The organism is Promicromonospora sp. NPDC023805 (assembly GCF_040639635.1).
Lineage (GTDB): Bacteria > Actinomycetota > Actinomycetes > Actinomycetales > Cellulomonadaceae > Promicromonospora.
On sequence record NZ_JBFAAH010000005.1, the window covers coordinates 38,362 to 56,281 of the forward strand.

A 17,920-nucleotide genomic window follows, 5' to 3' on the forward strand; every position below is an offset into this window, starting at 1 on the left:
GGGAGACCTGGCAAGTTCGACCTGGCATGATCTGCCGACATGAGCAGCGACGACGCCGTCGGGCGGCACCTGGTTGAGCTGAACGAACCCTCTGGCACGTTCATCGACAGCTTTCTCGTGGGCAACGGCACGCTCGGAGCCGCGCTGCGGGGCGGCGTCGGCTCCGAGGTGTTCGACCTCAACCTCGACACCCTGTGGTCAGGAGGGCCGGCCACCGCCGTCGTCGACCCGCCAGATCCCGAGACCGTGGTGCTGCTGCGGGAGGCGATCGCGGCGGGCGACCACGCGGAGGCCGACCGGCTGGCGCGCGCGAACCTCTCGGACCGCTGGGTCCAGTCGTACCAGCCGCTCGCCCGCCTGACCTGGGCGTACGGCCCGGTTCCGGAGCATGCCACCGGCTACCGGCGCACCCTGGACCTGCGCAGCGCCGTGGCCTCGGTGCGCTACGCGGCGCCTGGCGGCGCGTCGGCCGACGCCGCGTCGGCCGCCCCACAGTCGGGCCTGGACGTCTTCGTCTCGGCCCCGTCCGCGGTCCTGGTCGCCACCGCCGTTGAGTGCGGGATATTTGCCCCTGAAGAGGCCCTTGAGGGGGCGAATAGCCAGCACTCAACGGTCGGGGTCGAGGGGGCGCATCCTTTTGTCGTCGAGCGGGAGGTGCGGGACGGCGCGTCGTGGACCGTCGTGACCGGCCGGGTGCCCGTGCTCGTCACCCCCGGGCCCGACGAGGTGGTGCGGTACCCCGACGACACCCCGGACGCCGCAGGGACGGTGCCAGCTGGGATGGGGTTCGCCCTCGTGGCCTGCGTCGAGCAGACCGCCGACGGCGCCCGCCTGATCGTCGCGGCGGAGTCCGGCTTCCGGGGGCCGGCACAACATCCGAGCGCCGACGTCGGATCGCTGGCCGCCCTGGCCGAGGCCCGCGTCGAGGCGGCCCGCCGGCGCACCACCGCCGACCTGCGTGCCGAGCACGAGCTCGACCACCGGTCCTACTACGACCGGGCGGACCTCGACCTCTCGGCCTCGGGCGACCCGGCCGCTGCGGCGGCCGAACGGTACTTCCACCTGGGGCGATACCTGATGATCGCGGGCTCCCGGCCCGGCACGCAGCCCCTGAACCTGCAGGGCATCTGGAACGCCGACCCGACGCCGCCCTGGAGCTGCGACTGGACCACCAACGTCAATCTGCCCATGGCCTACTGGCCCGCCGAGCCCACCGGCCTGGCCGACCTCGCGGAACCCCTGTTCGGCCTGGTCATAGACCTGGCCGACGCCGGACGGCGCACCGCGCGCGACTTCTACGGCACGCGCGGGTCGGCGGTGCACCACAACACCGACCTGTGGCAGTTCACCGCGCCCGTCGCCGGTGAGCCCAAGTGGTCGAGCTGGCCGTCCGCGCTGCCCTGGCTCGCCGCGCACCTCGGCGACCACCTGGACTTCGGCGCGGGGCCACAGGCGCAGGCCGACGTCGCGGCGGCTCTCCCGGTGCACCGAGCGGCCGTCGAGCACACGCTCGACATGCTGGTCGCCGACGGCGAGGGCACGCTCGTCGTGAGCCCGTCGTCGTCCCCTGAGCACACGTTCGTCCTCGACGGTCAGGAGTACGCGGTCGACGCGGGCTGCGCCATGGACCAGGAGCTCGCCGCCGAGGTGCTCGGCCGATACCTGGCCCTCATCAAGCACGGCGCCCCCGTGGAGCCTGGTCAGCCGTCGGACGACGACCTCGCCGCCCGGGCGCGCGACGCCCTGGACCGGCTGCGCCCCGTGCAGGTGGGCCCGGGCGGGGACCTGCTCGAGTACATGACGGAGCGGACACCGGGCGAGCCGGGACACCGCCACCTGTCGCACCTGTACGGCCTGTACCCGGGCACCCGCATCACCGAGACCCGCACGCCCGAGCACTTCGAGGCCGCACGCGAGGCCCTGAAGCTCCGGCTCGACCAGGGGTCGGGCTACACGGGCTGGAGCCAGGCCTGGATCCTGTGCCTCGCGGCACGCCTGCGGGACCCGGCGCTCGCTGAGCGGTCGCTCGCGATCCTGATCGATGACCTCAGCTCGGCGTCGCTGCTGGACCTGCACCCGGCCGAATGGCTGCCCGAGGGCTGGGTGTTCCAGATCGACGGCAACCTCGGTGGCACGGCGGGCATGGCCGAGCTCCTGGTCCAGGGGCACGACGACGCAGTGAGCCTGCTGCCGACGCTGCCGCCGTCCTGGTCCGCGGGTCATGCGCGCGGGCTGCGCTGCCGCGGCGGGCACGTGGTCGACGTCGCCTGGCGGGACGGCCTGCTGGCCGGCGCGACGGTCACGGCGGGCGGCCACCGGGTGATCCTTGACGTGACGCTGGGCACGTCCGTCGGGGTCCTGGACGCGTCGGGGGCACCTGTTGCGACGCTCCCCGTCGCGTCGGCGCCGTCCGGCCGCATGCGCCTGGCCTGGGACGCCACCGTGGGCGAGCGGTATACGGTCGTCCAGGGGCAGGTGTGAACGTGCAGGGATCGTTACGCACAGCGCCCGCTGGACACCTTCTTGGCACCGAACATTCACCCTGAAACCCGTAGGATCGGCACGATGGCGCAATCAGAAGGCAGGGGTGGGACGCGCGTGGAGTCACCGTCAACCGAGGCTCCGCTCGACCCGTCGACCCTTCCCACCTGGCGCAGCTCGATGGTCGCTGCAGGCATCGGGGCGCTGGTCTTCGCCTTCCTCATCTGGCAGGTGGTCGTACGCGGCCCGTTCATCGCCTGGGACTGGCAGTTCCACTACTACGTGGACGCGCACCACCCCACGGGCTGGGAGAAGATCTTTCTCGACGTCGTCGCGAACATCACCGGCGACCGCCTGTTCACCATCCCCATGGTGGGCGGCACCGCGTTCTACGTCGCCTGGAAGCAGGGTGGCCCCAGCTCGTTCTGGAAGCTCGCCACCCGGCGCCCGGTGCTCGCGGTGCTGGCAGGCCTCGTGACCATCGCGCTGATCGGCTACGGCACCAAGTTCGGCCTGGGCCGCACCGGCCCGCACCACAACATGGACGTGCTGCACGCCGGCGGTCAGGCGTTCCCGTCCGGGCACGCGTCGAACACGTTCTTCACCGGCTTCTTCATCCTCTGCCTGCTGTACGCCCACGGCGGCCTGAGGCCGAGCGTCAGCAGGCTGCGCAAGATGATCCCGGTGATCGGCGTCATCGTCGCGATCGCCGGCGGCCTCATGTCGTGGCTGGACTATCACTGGCTGAGCGACATCCCCGGTGGGTGGCTGCTCGGGTTCATCGCCTGCATGGTGTCGCTGTCGGTGCTCCGCGCCCCGCGCCGCCGCCGAAGAGAACGCATACCCGCGCCGCCGAGCTAGAGCCGCGCCAGGGCGTCCGCGACCAGCTCCTCGACGCCGTCGCGCACCGCCGCGCGGTCCGCGGGGACCAGCCCGATGCGCGTGCGCCGGTCCAGCACGTCGTCGGCGTCCAGCGCACCCTCGTGCGTCACCGCCCACTCGATCTCGGCACGGGTGATGTCCAGGTGGGCGGCACCGGCGATGCCTTGCCCGATGGCGGACGCCGAACCGGGCAGCGCTGCGGCGGCCAGCACCTCCGCGGCCTCGGTCCCGTACCGGGCGACGAGGGAGTCGGGCAGCTCGCCACCCCGACCGGACTCGACAGTCGAGCCCGGCCCCACCAGTGACGGCGCGCCCACCAGCGGCAGCGCGGTCGTCCAGCACGGCCCGGCGGTGAGCCCGGCGTGCTTGACCGCCAGGTCCACGGCGTCCTCGGCCATCGTGCGGTAGGTGGTCAGCTTGCCGCCCAGCACGTTGACCGCGCCGGTCGACGGCGACACCTCCACGAGGTGCTTGCGCGAGACGTCGGCGGAGGGACCGTCGCTCGACCCGGCGGTGTCGACAAGGGGCCGCAGCCCCGCGAAGGTGCCCACCACGTCGTCGGGCAGCAAGGGGCGGGCCAGGACGCCGGACACCGTCTCCAGCAGGAAGTCGATCTCGGCCTGCGTGGCCACCGGAACGTCCGGGACGGGGCCGGGCGCCTCCTCGTCGGTGAGGCCGATGACCACCCGCCCGAGCTGGGCGGGCAGCGCGAACACGTACCGCGAGCCGGAGCCGGGCACCGGCACCATGAGGGCGCCCGTCGGGCTGCCGAGCCGGGCAGCGGGGACGACCACGTGCGTGCCACGGCTCGGCCGGAGCCGCACCGACGGGTCGACCGTCCCGGCCCAGACGCCCGTCGCGTTCACCACCACGCGGGCCCGCACGGTGAGGGTCGCACCGGTGAGGGTGTCCTCGAGCGTCGCGCCGTCCGCGCGCAGGCTGATGGCCCGCACCCGGGTCAGGATCTTCGCCCCGCGCCCCGCAGCGGTGCGGGCGAGCGCGACGACGAGCCGGGCGTCGTCGACCAGCTGGCCGTCGTGCGCTATCCACGCGCCGTGCAGGCGCTCGCGCGCGACGGCGGGCACGAGCCGGGCGACCTCGCCGGGCCGGGCGAGGCGCGGTCCGGGCAGCACGAGGGACGACGTCCCGGCGTCGCGGCGCAGCAGGTCACCGAGGCCGAACCCGATGCCGACGGTGAGGCCGCGTCGGCGCCCCGTGCCGGGGGTCAGCGGGAGCACCTGCGGCAGCGCCCGCACCAGGTGCGGCGCGGTGCGGGTCATCAGGACGTGCCGTTCGCGCGCGCTCTCGCGAGCCACGCCGACGTCGCCCGTTGCCAGGTACCGCAGCCCGCCGTGCGCCAGCTTGGAGCTCCACCGGGAGGTGCCCCAGGCGAGGTCGCGCGCCTCCACGAGGGCCACCGACAGGCCGCGCGCCGCGGCGTCGAGGGCCACCCCGGTGCCCGTCACGCCGCCGCCGACGACGAGCAGGTCGACGGTCTCGGCGGTGAGCTCGTCCAGCTCGCGCCGGCGGCGCAGGGCGGTGAGGGCGGTGCTCTGCATCGGTCCTGCTTCCGGTGAGGGACGCCGCGTGCCGGGCGTCCGGGTCAGGGGCGGAGGTACCCGTCGAGGGCGTGTGCGAGCTCGGTGCGCAGGGCGTCGTCGTCGATGACCGCGGCGACCGTCTTGTGCGAGAGCACCACGGACTGGGAGATGAGCAGGACCATCACCGCCATGTCCGTCGCCGAGCCGGTCCGGACGGTGCCGCCCTGCTGACCGGCCGCGATGGCGGCCGCCAGCCATTCGAGGACCACCCGCTGCGACCGGCCGATCCGCTGGAACGCGTAGCGGGTGAACACCTCCGGCTCGTTGCTCAGGAGTCGCCCGAACAGGGCGTCCGCATGGAACAGGTCCCCGAACCGGACCACCTTGCCGACGATCGCCGCGCGATCGGCCGCCTGCGGGCCGACTGCGTTGATCACGAGCTGCATGCGGTGGGCGATGAGGGCGCGCAGGACCTCGTCCGCGGACTCCCAGCGGCGGTAGACCGTAGGGCGTGAGACACCGGCGGCGCGGGCGAGCTCGGTGATCGACAGGCCGCGCATACCGCGGGTCGCGACTATCTCGGCGGCGTGGCGCAGCAGGCGCTCCTCGGTGCGGTCGATACCGTCGTCAGAAATACCGTTACGAATTGTCATCTTGTGTCAAACTGTAACGCGCGTCAGGATGGGAGGCCACACCGCCAGATCAACGGAGGACGCGTGAGCACGCTGCCGGACAGCACGCAGCCGGACAAGCAGCCGGACAAGCAGCCGGACAAGCAGCCGGACAAGCAGCCGGGTAATGAGAGCCCGGACCACGAGCGCACCTACATGCGCTGGGACGGCTGGGGCGACCCGGCCCGCGCGCACGGGCTCCCGAACGGCGTGAAGCTGCTGCTCGCCGCGGTGCTCGGGCGCCTGCCGAAGGCGCCGTCCGCGCCGCGCCTCGCCGAGGTCACGATCAGCACCCCACCCCTGGCCGACGACGACCTGGCGGCGCTGGCCAAGGCGGTCGGTGACGACCACGTCGACGCAGGCCACGACGTACGGCTGCTGCACGCGGGCGGCAAGTCAACGCCCGACCTGCTCAGGCGGCGACAGGCCGTGCAGGCGGCGCCGGGCGCCGTCGTGCAGCCCGCCACCGAGGACGAGGTCGCGGCGGTGCTGGCTGTCGCGGGCGAGCGGGGCCTCGCGGTGGTGCCGTTCGGGGGCGGTACGGCGGTGACGGGCGGTCTGACGCCCGACGCCGGGCCGCACCGGGGCGTGGTCAGCCTGGACCTGCACAGGCTCTCGGGGCTGGTGGCGCTCGACGAGCTCGCCCACGAGGCGACCTTCCTGGCCGGCACCACTGCGCCTGTCGCCGAGACGCTCCTGGCGGAGCGCGGCTTCGAGCTCGGCCACTTCCCGCAGAGCTTCGAGTTCGCGACGCTCGGCGGGTTCGCCGCCATGCGGTCCTCCGGGCAGAACTCCGCGGGCTACGGACGGTTCGACACGATGGTCACCGGACTACGAGTGGTTACGCCGACGGGCACGCTCGACCTGGGCAGGGCGCCGGGCTCGGCGGCCGGACCGGACCTGACGCGCTGGTTCCTCGGGTCCGAGGGGACCTTCGGCGTGATCACCCAGGTACGGCTCGCCGTCCACCCGACGCCCGAGGCTCGACTGTTCGACGCCTGGACCTTCGGCAGCTTCGCCGCCGGCACGGACGCGCTGCGCGGCGTGGCGCAGCTCGGTACCGGGCCCACGGTGATCCGACTGTCCGACGAGGACGAGACGGCGGTGTCCCTGGCCCAGGTCGGCAACATCGGGAGGGCGCTGGCCAAGGGTTGTACCGCCGTCGTCCTGCACGAAGGACCGGCAGAGCTGGCGGCGGGCCGCCGCGAGGCGACCGCGCGGGTGCTGCGCGCCGCCGGCGGAGAGCTCGCCGATCCAAGGCTCGCCGCATCCTGGGACCACGGCCGGTTCAAGGCGCCATACCTCCGGGACGCGCTGCTGGCCCACGGCGTGTTCTGCGAGACGCTGGAGACGGCCACCACCTGGTCGAACCTGCACACGCTCAAGGCGGCGGTCACCGCTGCGCTCGCCGACGGGTTCGCGGGGGAGCGGGCGCGGAACCGCATCCTCTGCCACATCTCGCACGTGTACCCGACGGGCGCCTCGCTCTACTTCACGGTGATCGCCGGTCTCGGCACCGAGCCGCTCGAACCGTGGGACCGGGTGAAGTCCCGGGTGAACGACGCGATCATGGCGGCGCGCGGCACCATCAGCCACCACCACGGCATCGGCGCGGACCACGCGCCGTGGCTGGAGCACGAGATCGGCTCCGCGGGCCTCCGCATGCTCCGCGCGGTGCAGGCGGAGCTCGACCCCGCCGGGATCATGAATCCGGGGGCTCTCGTCGATCGTCGGCTCCGGTAGGTTTCGGCCATGACTCAGCAGGTCGGCAGGGCCGGGCACATCGCGGTGCTCGTGAACCCCGTCTCGGGGCACGGCGTCGGGGCCGACAGCGGGCAGGTCGCGATCGAGCGGCTGCGGGCCCGGGGCGTCGACGTCCGGGTCTACCAGGGCGCGAGCGAGGAGAAGACGGCCGCGCTCGGCAGGCGGGCGGTCGACGAGGGTCCTGACGTGCTCGTGGTGGCCGGCGGTGACGGCACCGTCTCGGCGGTGCTGGCGCCCTTGCTGGAGTCCGGCGTCCCGCTGGCGGTGATCCCCGGCGGCACGGGCAACGACCTCGCCCGAGAGCACGGCATCCCGCTGGACGACGCCGCGGCCGCCGCCGACCTCGCGCTCGACGGCGCCCGCCGTCGTGTCGACACGGGCACCGTCACCGCCGACGACGGCACGGTGCGCCACTTCGTCACCGTGCTGTGCGCGGGGCTGGACTCACTGACCAACGAACGCACCAACCGCATGACGTGGCCGACCGGTCCGGCGCGCTACAAGGTCGCCGTCTACCTGGAGTGGCTGCGGCTGCGGAGGTTCGCCTACCGGCTGCACCCGGCGGGCGCACCGGCGTTCGAACAGGACGGGTACATGCTCGCGATCGGCCTGACCCGGTACTACGGCGGCGGCGTGCCGATCTGCCCCGCCGCCGACCCGGCGGACGGGCTGCTGGACGTGACCCTGGTGCACGCCGTCGGGCGCTTCAAGGTGCTCGCGTTCGACGCCCTCATCAAGGCGGGCGCACACGTCGGGCGGCCCGACGTCACCACGCTGCGCGCACCGGTGATCCGGCTGGAGTCCCCGGCGGGCCTGGTCGCGTACGCGGACGGCGAGCCGGCCGGCAATCTCCCGCTCACGCTGGCGACGAACCGTGAGTCCCTCACCTTGTGCGTCCCCCACCCACCCCGTTGAGTGCGTGATATTCGCCCTCGGACGGTCGTCGAGAGGGCGAATATCACGCACTCAACGGAGATGAGCGGCAGGTCAGACCGTTGCGAGGTCTCCGGCGACCAGGCTCAGCTCGCGGCGGGCCTGCAGCGGCACCACCTCGCCGGGGATGCTGAGCCCGACGGCCCAGGTGACGTCGTCGCCCGCACGGCGCGGGACGAGGTGGGCGGCGCAGGTGATGTCGTCGCGGAACTCGCCGTGCTCTTCGACAACGTTGTCCGGCCGCATGCGCGCGAGCTGTGCGTCGAGCGCCGTGATGTCGGCGGCGGTACGCGCGGTGAACTTGCGCATCCCGGCTTCGAGCACCAGGTCGTAGCGCTCCCGGCGGGTGATGCCGAGCAGCAGGGCCTTGCCGAGCGCGGTGGCGTGCGCGGACACGTCGAGCCCGCGCTCCAGGTCCTCGAGGTACGGAGAGCCGGGGGCCTCCGAGTAGTCGACGACGACTACCCGACCTGCGCTGATGCGGCCGAGGTACGCGCTGTAGCCGGTGGTCTGGGCGAGGTGGCGCAGCACCTCACGGGTGCCGGGTCCGCGGCCGAGCGAGCCGAGCTGCTCGTAGAACCGCTGGCTCACCTGGTCGCCGACGTCGTACGTGCCGTCCTTGAGGCGGGTGACATAGCCCTTGTAGGCGAGCGTGCGCACCAGGTGGTACCGTGGTCGAGAGGTTGAGCCCGCTGCGGCGTGCGATCGCCTTGACCGGCAGACCCGGAGTTCGGGTGACGACCTCCAGGACGCGGAAGGCGCGCGCAACGCTCTGCACCAGGTCGTCCGGGCGTTCTCGGTCGGCGTCGAGTGCCACGTGCCCCCCTTGCTCGTCGGTGGGGTTGCCGACGGTCGTTTCGACTGCTGGTCCCGTCCGGATGGGTCTCGACAGGGTGGATCGAGGGTGCAACAGTGTGTGTGCCCTCGCAGACATCGTAGCCACGGGCGTGGCCGAGGTCACGATGCAGGTGGGAACACGGGCGGGATCACCCTGGGCGATCAACGACGACTGCACAGATACGGCGAATCCATGAATTTACCTGAACTGGATCATTTCCGGCAAGTACCCTCGGGGATTCGGCCCGGCGATCCGGGTCCGCTTCCCACCTTGAGTCCCACCACGAGAGGGCCGGCCCCGTTGCTCGATGACATGCGCAGCACGCAGGACCGTCCCTGGCGGGGCACGAAGCCCGTCCGGCTCAGCGGAATCTCGAACCTGAAGCCCCTGGTCCACGCGTCGGCCATGCCGGAACCGCGGGTGTTCTACGACGAGCTCGAGCGCGAGTGGGGCGAGGTCGCCCCCGTCGAGCTGGAGCCCGGCGTACCCGCCTGGCTCGTCATGGGACAGCGGCTCGTCTACGACATCATGCGCAACGAGCACGTCTTCGCGACCAACCCGCAGACCTGGAACGGGCACGCCCGCGGCGGCCTCCCCGTGACGTCGGGCCTGCGCCCGGTCCTCACGTCGCACCAGCGCTTCGCCGCGAACCACACCGACGGTGCCCTGCGGCAGCGCCTGCGCGAACCCCTCGACGACGCGTTCGAGCAGCTCTCGGAGGGCATCACCGCCTCGAAGACGCGCTCCCTGTGCAACCTGCTCATCGACCGTTTCGAGGACCGCGGCCGCGCGGACCTCATGCTCGAGTACGCGTCGGTGGTCCCGTTCCTCGTCGTCGCCGACATGATCGGGTTCGACCCGGAGGACGGGCAGCGCCTGTTCGACCTGACGCGCCGGGTCGCCGGCGGCGGGACCGATGCGGCTCCCGCCGTGGCCGAGGTCGACCGGATGCTCGGCGACCTCGTCGCGGCCCGCCGCAGACTTCCCCAGCGGGACCTCGCCAGCTCCCTGGTGGCGCACCCGAACATGCGGCAGGACGTCGAGGTGGCCCACACCCTGCTGAACGTCGCCTACGCGGGCAACCTGACGATGACTGCCTGGGTGGCGCAGACCCTGCTGCTGACCCTCACCGACTCCCGGTTCTCCGGCCGGTTGCACGGCGGACGCATCGACCTGGACAACGCCATGGACGAGGTGCTGTGGCGCTCCACGCCCACCATCAACACCCTGCCCCGGTTCGCCAGGCAGGACGTGGTGCTGGACGGCAAGCTCGTCGCGGCCGGCGACCCGCTCGTCCTCGCGATCTACGCCGCGAACACGGACCCGCGGATGGATACCGGGGACCCCTGGGACCACGTGGGCAGCCGCGCCCACGTGTCGTTCGGCACGGGCCCGCACGCCTGCCCGGCGCCCCGCACGGCGCGCGTCGTCGCGCGGATCGCCATCGAGACGATCCTGCGCAGGCTCGACGTCGTCCTGCGGATCCCCGCCGCCGACGTCGCCTGGGACCAGACCCTGTGGATCCGCCAGCCGGTGAGCCTCCCGGTCACCTTCCAGCCGCCGGTGGACTCGGCGTAACCGCTGGGGAGCGTCCGGCCGGTGTGCCGGGTGTGCCGGGTGTGTCGGCGGTAGACGGTAGGTTGCGCACGTGAGCGAGGAGGGTCACATGCGCATCGGTATCCCGGACGACGGCGGGCCGCTCGTGCCCGCCACCCCGACGACGACCGCCCGGCTGGTCGGTCTCGGTTACGACGTGGCGGTCTCGGCAGGCGCCGGAGCCGGCGCGGGCTTCCCCGACGCCGCGTACGAGGCGGCGGGTGCGGCAGTCGTGTCCGACGCCGAGGCATGGGCGTCCGACGTCGTGGCGATCACGCGGGCGCCCGACGCGCTGGCCACACCTGGCCCCGCCGGGCTGCGGCCAGGCGCGCGGGGCCCGGACGGGCTCAGGATCGGTGCGGTCCTGATCGCCCAGATCGCTCCCGCCGCCCGCCCCGACCTGGTGCGCGCGCTCGCCAACCGCGGTGTCACGGCCCTCGCCCTTGACGCCGTGCCGCGCATCTCCCGGGCGCAGTCGCTCGACGTGCTCAGCGCGCTGTCGAACGTCGCCGGGTACCGGGCGGTGGTCGAGGCGGCCGCCGAGTTCGGCGGCATGTTCTCGGGGCAGGTCACCGCGGCCGGCACCACTCCGCCCGCGAACGTCTTCGTCATCGGCGCGGGCGTGGCCGGGCTCGCGGCCATCGGCGCGGCAGGCAGCCTCGGCGCGCAGGTGCGCGCCTTCGACGTCCGGCCAGAGGTCGCGGAGCAGATCGAGTCCATGGGCGCGACGGTCGTCCAGGCCGACGCCGCCGCGCAGCAGGTCAGCACCGACGGTTACGCCTCGTCGCTCACCGCCGACCAGGAGGCGGCGGCGCAGCGCGCGTACGCCGTCGAGACGGCCGCCGCGGACATCGTCATCACGACGGCGCTCGTGCGCGGCACCGCCCCCACGACCATCACCGCCGAGATGGTCGCGAACATGCGGCCGGGCAGCGTGATCGTCGACCTCGCGGCACCGGGCGGCGGCAACTGCGAGCTGACGGTCCCGGGCAAGCGGGTGGTCAGCGACAACGGCGTGGTCATCCTCGGCTGGACCGACCTGCCCGACCGCATGCCCCGGCACACCTCCGAGCTGCTCGGCACGGCGGTCGCCAACCTGGTCCAGCTCGGCACGCCGGAGCGGGACGGTCGCCTCGCGCTCGACCCGGAGGACGTCGTCGTGCGCGGCATGACGGTGGCCGCCGGCGGCGAGGTGCTGTGGCCGCCACCGCCGGTGGCGGTGTCGGCGCCCGCCCAGGTGCGGCCCGCATCGTTGGCCGAGCCGCCGTCGCGGGGTTCTCGACCAGCGGGCAGCGGGTCTCGACCGACGGAGCGGGCTCACCCCGCCGTGCGGGCGGTGCTGATCGGCCTGGCCGCGACGCTCGCCGCGCTCGCCGTGGCGGCGTCACCCGCCGACCAGGCAGCGCACTTCACGGTGCTGGCGCTCGCCGTCGTCGTCGGGTTCTACGTGATCTCGCACGTCAGCCACGCCCTGCACACCCCGCTCATGTCCCAGACCAACGCCATCTCCGGGATCATCCTCGTCGGCGGGATGCTGCAGATCGGCTCGTCGAACCCTGTCGTGACGACGCTGGCGGTGCTCGCGTCGGCGGTCGCGAGCATCAACATCTTCGGCGGGTTCCTCGTGACCCACCGCATGCTCGGGATGTTCCGCAGGGGCGACACCACCGAGGGGAGCAGGCGATGACCGTCGAGTCAGCGGTCCAGGCCGTCTACCTCGTCGCGGCGGTGCTGTTCGTGCTGTCGCTGGCCGGCCTGTCGAAGCAGGAGACCGCGCGGCGCGGCGTCCTGCTCGGGATGACCGGCATGGGCCTCGCCCTGGCGGCGACGGTGGCGCTCGCGCTGGACCGGTCCGAACGGCCCGTCGGCGTGACCGCAGGACTGATCCTGCTCGTGCTTCTCGTGGGTGCGGCCGTCGGGACCTGGCGGGCGCGGACCGTCGAGATGACGCAGATGCCCGAGCTCATCGCGCTGCTGCACTCCTTCGTCGGCGCTGCGGCGGTGCTCGTCGGCTACGGGTCCTTTCTGACCGAGCCGCACACAGCAGGCGCCGGCACCACCGTGCACCTCGTCGAGGTGTTCCTCGGCGTGCTGATCGGGGCGGTGACGTTCACCGGCTCCGTGGTGGCGTTCGGGAAGCTCTCGGCGCGCCTGCGGTCGTCACCGCTGATGCTGCCCGGCCGCAACTGGCTCAACCTGGCCGCCGTCGTCGCGTGCGGGGCGCTGCTGTGGTGGTTCCTCACAGCGGGCAGCACAGGGGGCAGCTCGGGCCTGGTCCCGCTGCTGCTCATGACCGTGGTGGCGCTGGCGCTGGGCTGGCACCTGGTGGCGGCGATCGGCGGGGGCGACATGCCCGTCGTCGTCTCGATGCTGAACTCGTACTCCGGGTGGGCGGCCGCCGCTGCCGGGTTCATGCTCGGCAACGACCTGCTCATCATCACCGGTGCGCTCGTCGGCTCCTCGGGTGCGATCCTCAGCTACCTGATGTGCCGGGCGATGAACCGGTCGTTCGTCAGCGTGATCCTCGGCGGGTTCGGCGCGGAGCCGGGCGCCGTCGTCGAGGGCGGCGCCGTCGAACCGGGCTCCTACCGCGAGACGACGGCGCTCGAGGTGGCCGACCGCCTGACCGCCGCCCGCTCGGTGATCGTCGTGCCGGGCTACGGCATGGCGGTGGCGAAGGCCCAGTACCCGGTCGCCGACCTGGTGGCCCGGCTCGCTGCGCGGGGCACCACCGTGCGGTTCGGCATCCACCCGGTGGCCGGTCGGCTGCCCGGCCACATGAACGTGCTCCTGGCCGAGGCGAAGGTGCCCTACGACCAGGTGCTCGGCATGGACGAGATCAACGACGACTTCCCCGGGACCGACGTCGTGCTGGTCATCGGCGCCAACGACACGGTGAACCCGGCGGCGCAGGACGACCCGGCGTCGCCCATCGCGGGCATGCCGGTGCTGGAGGTGTGGCGGGCGCGCGAGGTGGTCGTGTTCAAACGGTCGATGGCGACGGGGTACGCCGGCGTGCAGAACCCCCTGTTCTTCCGGGAGAACACCGCGATGCTCTTCGGGGACGCGAAGGACCAGGTGGAGCTGATAGTGCAGGCGCTCTGACGACAGGCGCCGCCCAGTCCGGACCGAGGGACGGGGTCCGGACTGGGCGGCGACCGAGGAAGAGCGCGAGACAACAGAGCGCTGTGACTCAGCGCACCAGCCGGTCCGTGAACTCGTTCCCGAGCACCCCGTGCGGATCCAGCCGGTCCAGGACGGCGACGGCTTCCGACCACTGCCCGGCGCCGTACGAAGCGGGTATCGCCGACTCGATGACCTCGTCATCGGCCCAGGCCGCGGTATTCGTGTAGGCCCAGCCCTTCGACCACTCGACGCGCGCGAGCGCGTAGCCGCCGTCGAACGTGCTCATCAGGAACTGTTCGAGCTCCCGGTAGAACTCGTGGGCTCCGGGTGACGTCGGCTGGGTCAGCACGTCCACCCACACCGCGCAGTCGAACTCCGGGTGGTCGGGGTGCGGGCGGACGACGGACAGCAGCGGCGGGCGCGCGCCCGGCGCCGCGGAGTCGCCGGGCTGGTCGAGGCCGCTGACCCGGATCTCCACCTGCCCGTTGACCGGGAACTTGCCCGCGGCGGCCCAGGCCGCCAGCCGCTGCTTGTAGTAGGCGGCGAACTCGGAGACGACACGCTGGACGTTCGCGCGGCTGGTGAGGATCCCGTACCCGTTGGCGGTCTCGCGCAGCGTGGTGGGGCGTAGGTAGAACTGGAGCATGTAGGCGGGACCCCAGAGGTCCTTCGCGATGGTCGCGGTCAGCCCGGTCGCCGCCACCGTGTACTGCGTGGCGCCGAGCACGGGTGCGAGGTGCCAGGAGCCGCCGACGATGAGCCCTACCAGGCGGGACACCGGCGTCGGGATGATGTCGCTGAACGGGTAGTTGTACGGGGCGTACACCTGCCTGGACGTGAAGGGGCGCTCCGGGCTGAGGCTCCACACCTTGAGCCAGGGCCGGTCGGTGAACGCGAACCAGATCGTCTCCACCCGTCCGGACTCGGCCATGAAGTCGGCGAAGGTGTTCCCCCGCGCGGCGAGCGCACTGCCCGGTGCGGCGAACAGCTCGTCGGCGGTGAGGTCGACGCGGCTCTGGCAGCGCAGCGGGACCTCCTCGCCGGCCTGGAGCACCACCTCGGCGATGAGGCCGCGCCCGAGGTGGGTGGCCAGCGCCTCGCACTCCTCGTCGGTCCCGCGGTGGAAGGTCCGCACCACGTAGGCGTCGTGGTCGGCATCCCAGACGACGGCGGTGAGGGACAGGACGAGGTTGCTGAGGCTGCCGTAGGTGTGGCCAGGGCGGGCGGGCTCGCCGTCGGCCGGGACGCTGGTGCCGTGGGCGTCGATGGCGAGCGTGCCGCCAAGGGTCAGCTCACCCGGGGCGGGAGTGTTGGTGACTCCCAGCCCGTGGTCGGCGAGGAAGGCCAGCAGCGTCTCGATGGTCACCCCGGGCTGTGCCCGGACGGCGCCGGGGGCACCGGCGGGCGGGGCCGTGAGCTCCATGTGCGTCAGGTGCACGGTGGTGTCCAGCAGGAGGATCCGCGCGTCCGGCTCGGTGGCCTGGGTGATGGTCAGGGGTGACCAGGTGTGCGACTTGCCCCGCGCGCGGAGCCGCCAGCCGTTGGCGCGTGCCCAGTTGGCGAGGCGGGCGAGGTCCTGTCCGGTGCGGGGCGCACAGGCCCACAGCCCGCCGTGGGTGATCTCGCCCGCCCAGTTGATGTAGGGGGAGCGGTAGGGCATGAGCCCGGCCGGAAGCTCGGGCGCGGCGCTCGGGACACCGGCGGCGGTGGTGGCCGGGATGGTGACGGCGGTGGCCTGGGACGCGAGGGCGGCAGCGAACGGGATGCTCAGCGCTCCTGCGGCCGCCGCGCGCAGGACACCACGGCGGGAGAGCCCGCCAGTTCCGGAGGGTTCGGCGGATGTTGCAGGACCGGGGAGGTGTTCCGACTGATCCGACATGGCGCAAATGTACGATTACCTGGCGTGCGGCACCAGGGCTGCGGCCCGGCGCCTTTTGCTTTCCTGTGGTCTTCTGTGGGTGAATTGACGGTGACGCGCTGACATCGCGCGGCAACGACTTGGTATAAAGGGCGCACCAGGAGAGTCCGGTGCAGATCCTCAGTGCGGAGGCCGCGTGTTGAAACGCTCTCTCGTGACCGGAACGGTCGCGATCGTGGGGTTCCTGGTGCTAGTCGCGACCACTGAGCTCTTCTACTTCGGGCCGCCCGCCGGGGCCCACAACGCCGGCGAGGCGTTCGCGTCGGTCGTCGGCACCACGCTCATGCTGCTCACCTGGGCGGTCGTGAGCTGGTTCGTCGCGCGGACGGCGCGCGTCCTCCTCCACGCCCGGTACTCCGTGCTCATCGGCATGGTCGTCCCCGTGGCGGCGATCGTCGCCTTCGCGCTGACCGTCGACCTCGACGCCTGGGCAACGGGCTTCGGCGTGCTCCTGTTCGCGGCCGGGTCGGCCGGCGTGCTGGTGACGCTCCGGCGCAGCCGACACACCGAGTCCGCCCCGTTACCCCGGACCAACGGCCGCCCCCCGGTCCACATGGCGGCGTGACCCCGCCGTCCGACCGCCTCTCCGCCCGACCGCCCTCTTCGAGGTCTAACCTTCTCCCTTCTGAAACGGTTCAGAGCGGAGGAAGTTAGACCTCGAAGGGGTGTGCGGACGGACCAGCGTCACCAGAAGCGGGTGGGCAGGCCGTGGCGGGCGTAGACGCTCTCTATCGCCGCCCGGATCTGGGACGGCTCTCCCAGGTGTTCGTCGTCCAGGCCCAGGACCACCAGGGTCGCCACGCCGTCGTGCTCGGACCACCAGGAGTCCAGGCCGCCGCGCATCTGGCGCAGGCGACCGCGGGTCAGGCCCTGCGTGACCCCGCGCATGAGCACGCTGGAGGCCGAGGTACCCAGCGGCGCGGCGAACGTCGCGGGCAGCCGGCCCAGGTTCGAGGCCAGGCACAGCGGCGCGGTGGCGTCTCGCGCGGCGCGCCTCGCGACGGCGTCGGGCACCATCTGCATGAGCGGCTTCAGCGGGCCCAGTGTGTCGACCCGCGTGCCGAACGTCAGGGCCCGGAACTCGGCGGCGGCGCTCGCGCGGATCTGCGCCATGTCGGTCACCACCCCGGCCCGCTCGGGCGCTGGGGTCACCGTGGTGTCGACGGCGATCGAGACGCCGGACGTCGCGTTGGAGCGCAGGTCGTCCTTGCCGCGCAGGCTGACGGGCACCGAGACGCGCACCGGCATGCCGGCGGTCGCGGCGCCGGCGGCGAGCAGTACCTCCGTGCAGACGGCGATGAGCAGGCTGTTCGCCGTCCCGCCGGCCGCGTGGGCGGCGCGGTGCCAGGTCGAGGCATCGGTGTCGACGACGACCACCGGCGGGTTGGCGGGCTGCGTGTCGTCGGTGCGCGGTTCGGGCCGCGGCCGGTCCGCCGACTGCTGCGCCAGCACCGGCGGCACCGGGCCCTGCCTGGCGGCCTGCCGCAGACCGCCCACCGCGGCCCGCGCCTGCCCGGTGGCGTCGCGCAGGTCGGCCACGAGACCGGTCCGGATGCGCTCGCCCTCCTTGGGCAGCCTGCGGGTGGCGGACGGCGACCCGGTCGCGCCGGCGGCTTCCGCGGGCCACGCGTCAGGGGCTGTCCGGCCGATGGCGGCCTTGCCCGCTGCGACCGTGGCGGCCGCGACCGCTGCCTGGAACGCGCCGATGTGCATCCCGCCGTCGGCGACCACGTGCGACGTGACATAGCTGAGCACGCTCCCGCCGCTCGCCGTCGGCGCCGCCGCGAGGGCCCAGGTGGGACCGTGCTCGGGGTCCAGGTTCGCCTGGGCCTGCCGGTCCGCCCAGGTGAGCACCGCGTCGTCGGGCACGGGGGTGGACTCGATCGCCGGATCCAGCGACACCGTGGAAGCCGACCAGCGTGCCCGGGCGCCGGGGAGGCGGCCGGGCCGGACGACGCGCTGCAGCGGTCCGTCCGCCAGGCGGCTGTGCAGGACGCGCACTGCGGCGGCGTCCAGCGGCGCGGGCAGGCGCCAGACCGTCTGGTTCACCACCGCCACCCCGAGCACGCGGCGGGTGCGGAGGAAGAGGTCGTCGTCGTAGGTGAGGCGGTTGCTGGCCGCCATGTCGGTGGTGGTCGCCTGGCTGGTCACGGGGCCTCCGATGGGCGGG

Annotated in this window: 13 protein-coding genes and 1 pseudogene; 8 read left to right on the plus strand and 6 right to left on the minus strand. The window is 72.9% G+C overall.

All coding sequences use genetic code 11. The features are described from left to right. Window positions 1-39 precede the first annotated feature (39 nt). Window positions 40-2,481, plus strand: coding sequence for a glycoside hydrolase N-terminal domain-containing protein (locus AB0F70_RS07480; RefSeq protein WP_357445517.1), 2,442 nt, complete (start codon window positions 40-42; stop codon window positions 2,479-2,481). Between the two features lie 117 nt (window positions 2,482-2,598). Beyond that, on the plus strand, window positions 2,599-3,342 hold the full coding sequence (locus AB0F70_RS07485) for a phosphatase PAP2 family protein (protein ID WP_357445520.1): 744 nt from the start codon (window positions 2,599-2,601) through the stop codon (window positions 3,340-3,342). Here AB0F70_RS07485 and AB0F70_RS07490 read toward each other — a convergent pair. Beyond that, window positions 3,339-4,922, minus strand: a complete 1,584-nt coding sequence (locus tag AB0F70_RS07490; RefSeq protein WP_357445523.1) for a glycerol-3-phosphate dehydrogenase/oxidase — start codon at window positions 4,920-4,922, stop codon at window positions 3,339-3,341. The genes AB0F70_RS07485 and AB0F70_RS07490 overlap by 4 nt on opposite strands. A gap of 44 nt (window positions 4,923-4,966) precedes the next feature. Continuing rightward, window positions 4,967-5,557, minus strand: coding sequence for a helix-turn-helix domain-containing protein (locus AB0F70_RS07495; protein ID WP_357445526.1), 591 nt, complete (start codon window positions 5,555-5,557; stop codon window positions 4,967-4,969). A 63-nt stretch (window positions 5,558-5,620) separates the two neighbouring features. On the opposite strand from AB0F70_RS07495, the gene AB0F70_RS07500 reads away from it, so the two are divergent. After that, complete coding sequence (locus AB0F70_RS07500; RefSeq protein WP_357445529.1) at window positions 5,621-7,318, plus strand: FAD-binding oxidoreductase; 1,698 nt, start codon at window positions 5,621-5,623, stop codon at window positions 7,316-7,318. A 9-nt stretch (window positions 7,319-7,327) separates the two neighbouring features. Next, window positions 7,328-8,254 carry a diacylglycerol kinase family protein gene (locus tag AB0F70_RS07505; RefSeq protein ID WP_357445532.1) on the plus strand — a complete coding sequence of 309 codons (927 nt, stop codon included), beginning with the start codon at window positions 7,328-7,330 and terminating at the stop codon, window positions 8,252-8,254. Window positions 8,255-8,326: 72 nt separating this feature from the next. On the opposite strand, the gene AB0F70_RS07510 is transcribed toward AB0F70_RS07505, so the two are convergent. Both AB0F70_RS07510 and AB0F70_RS07515 read right to left on the minus strand, forming a co-directional pair. After that, window positions 8,327-8,932: an IclR family transcriptional regulator C-terminal domain-containing protein gene (locus tag AB0F70_RS07510; RefSeq protein ID WP_357445535.1), complete on the minus strand. Its 606-nt coding sequence runs from the start codon at window positions 8,930-8,932 to the stop codon at window positions 8,327-8,329. Window positions 8,933-8,954: 22 nt separating this feature from the next. After that, a pseudogene (locus AB0F70_RS07515) lies at window positions 8,955-9,206 on the minus strand (helix-turn-helix domain-containing protein); the annotation flags it as partial. Window positions 9,207-9,422: 216 nt separating this feature from the next. Between AB0F70_RS07515 and AB0F70_RS07520 the strand changes: the two are divergent. From AB0F70_RS07520 to pntB, 3 genes are all read left to right on the plus strand, one after another. Beyond that, complete coding sequence (locus AB0F70_RS07520) at window positions 9,423-10,688, plus strand: cytochrome P450 (RefSeq protein ID WP_357445538.1); 1,266 nt, start codon at window positions 9,423-9,425, stop codon at window positions 10,686-10,688. A gap of 88 nt (window positions 10,689-10,776) precedes the next feature. Further along, on the plus strand, window positions 10,777-12,393 hold the full coding sequence (locus AB0F70_RS07525) for a Re/Si-specific NAD(P)(+) transhydrogenase subunit alpha (protein WP_357445541.1): 1,617 nt from the start codon (window positions 10,777-10,779) through the stop codon (window positions 12,391-12,393). After that, on the plus strand, window positions 12,390-13,811 hold the full coding sequence (gene pntB / locus AB0F70_RS07530) for a Re/Si-specific NAD(P)(+) transhydrogenase subunit beta (RefSeq protein ID WP_357445544.1): 1,422 nt from the start codon (window positions 12,390-12,392) through the stop codon (window positions 13,809-13,811). Before AB0F70_RS07525 ends, pntB begins: the two co-directional genes overlap by 4 nt. A gap of 88 nt (window positions 13,812-13,899) precedes the next feature. On the opposite strand, the gene AB0F70_RS07535 is transcribed toward pntB, so the two are convergent. Further along, window positions 13,900-15,711, minus strand: a complete 1,812-nt coding sequence (locus AB0F70_RS07535; RefSeq protein ID WP_357445547.1) for a cholesterol oxidase substrate-binding domain-containing protein — start codon at window positions 15,709-15,711, stop codon at window positions 13,900-13,902. A 175-nt stretch (window positions 15,712-15,886) separates the two neighbouring features. On the opposite strand from AB0F70_RS07535, the gene AB0F70_RS07540 reads away from it, so the two are divergent. Then, window positions 15,887-16,315 (plus strand): hypothetical protein, encoded by a 429-nt coding sequence (locus tag AB0F70_RS07540; protein WP_357445550.1) that lies wholly within the window; start codon window positions 15,887-15,889, stop codon window positions 16,313-16,315. A gap of 119 nt (window positions 16,316-16,434) precedes the next feature. Here AB0F70_RS07540 and AB0F70_RS07545 read toward each other — a convergent pair whose 3' ends face one another. Continuing rightward, window positions 16,435-17,901, minus strand: coding sequence for a hypothetical protein (locus AB0F70_RS07545; protein WP_357445553.1), 1,467 nt, complete (start codon window positions 17,899-17,901; stop codon window positions 16,435-16,437). Between the last annotated feature and the right edge of the window lie 19 nt (window positions 17,902-17,920).

Excerpts from the sequence above, each read along its gene's own strand:
- AB0F70_RS07505 (WP_357445532.1), top strand. The coding sequence starts at position 7,328 with ATGACTCAGCAGGTCGGCAGGGCCGGGCACATCGCGGTGCTCGTGAAC.
- AB0F70_RS07495 (WP_357445526.1), bottom strand. The coding sequence starts at position 5,557 with ATGACAATTCGTAACGGTATTTCTGACGACGGTATCGACCGCACCGAG.
- AB0F70_RS07490 (WP_357445523.1), bottom strand. The coding sequence starts at position 4,922 with ATGCAGAGCACCGCCCTCACCGCCCTGCGCCGCCGGCGCGAGCTGGAC.
- AB0F70_RS07535 (WP_357445547.1), bottom strand. The coding sequence starts at position 15,711 with ATGTCGGATCAGTCGGAACACCTCCCCGGTCCTGCAACATCCGCCGAA.
- AB0F70_RS07520 (WP_357445538.1), top strand. The coding sequence starts at position 9,423 with ATGCGCAGCACGCAGGACCGTCCCTGGCGGGGCACGAAGCCCGTCCGG.
- AB0F70_RS07480 (WP_357445517.1), top strand. The coding sequence starts at position 40 with ATGAGCAGCGACGACGCCGTCGGGCGGCACCTGGTTGAGCTGAACGAA.
- AB0F70_RS07525 (WP_357445541.1), top strand. The coding sequence starts at position 10,777 with ATGCGCATCGGTATCCCGGACGACGGCGGGCCGCTCGTGCCCGCCACC.
- pntB (WP_357445544.1), top strand. The coding sequence starts at position 12,390 with ATGACCGTCGAGTCAGCGGTCCAGGCCGTCTACCTCGTCGCGGCGGTG.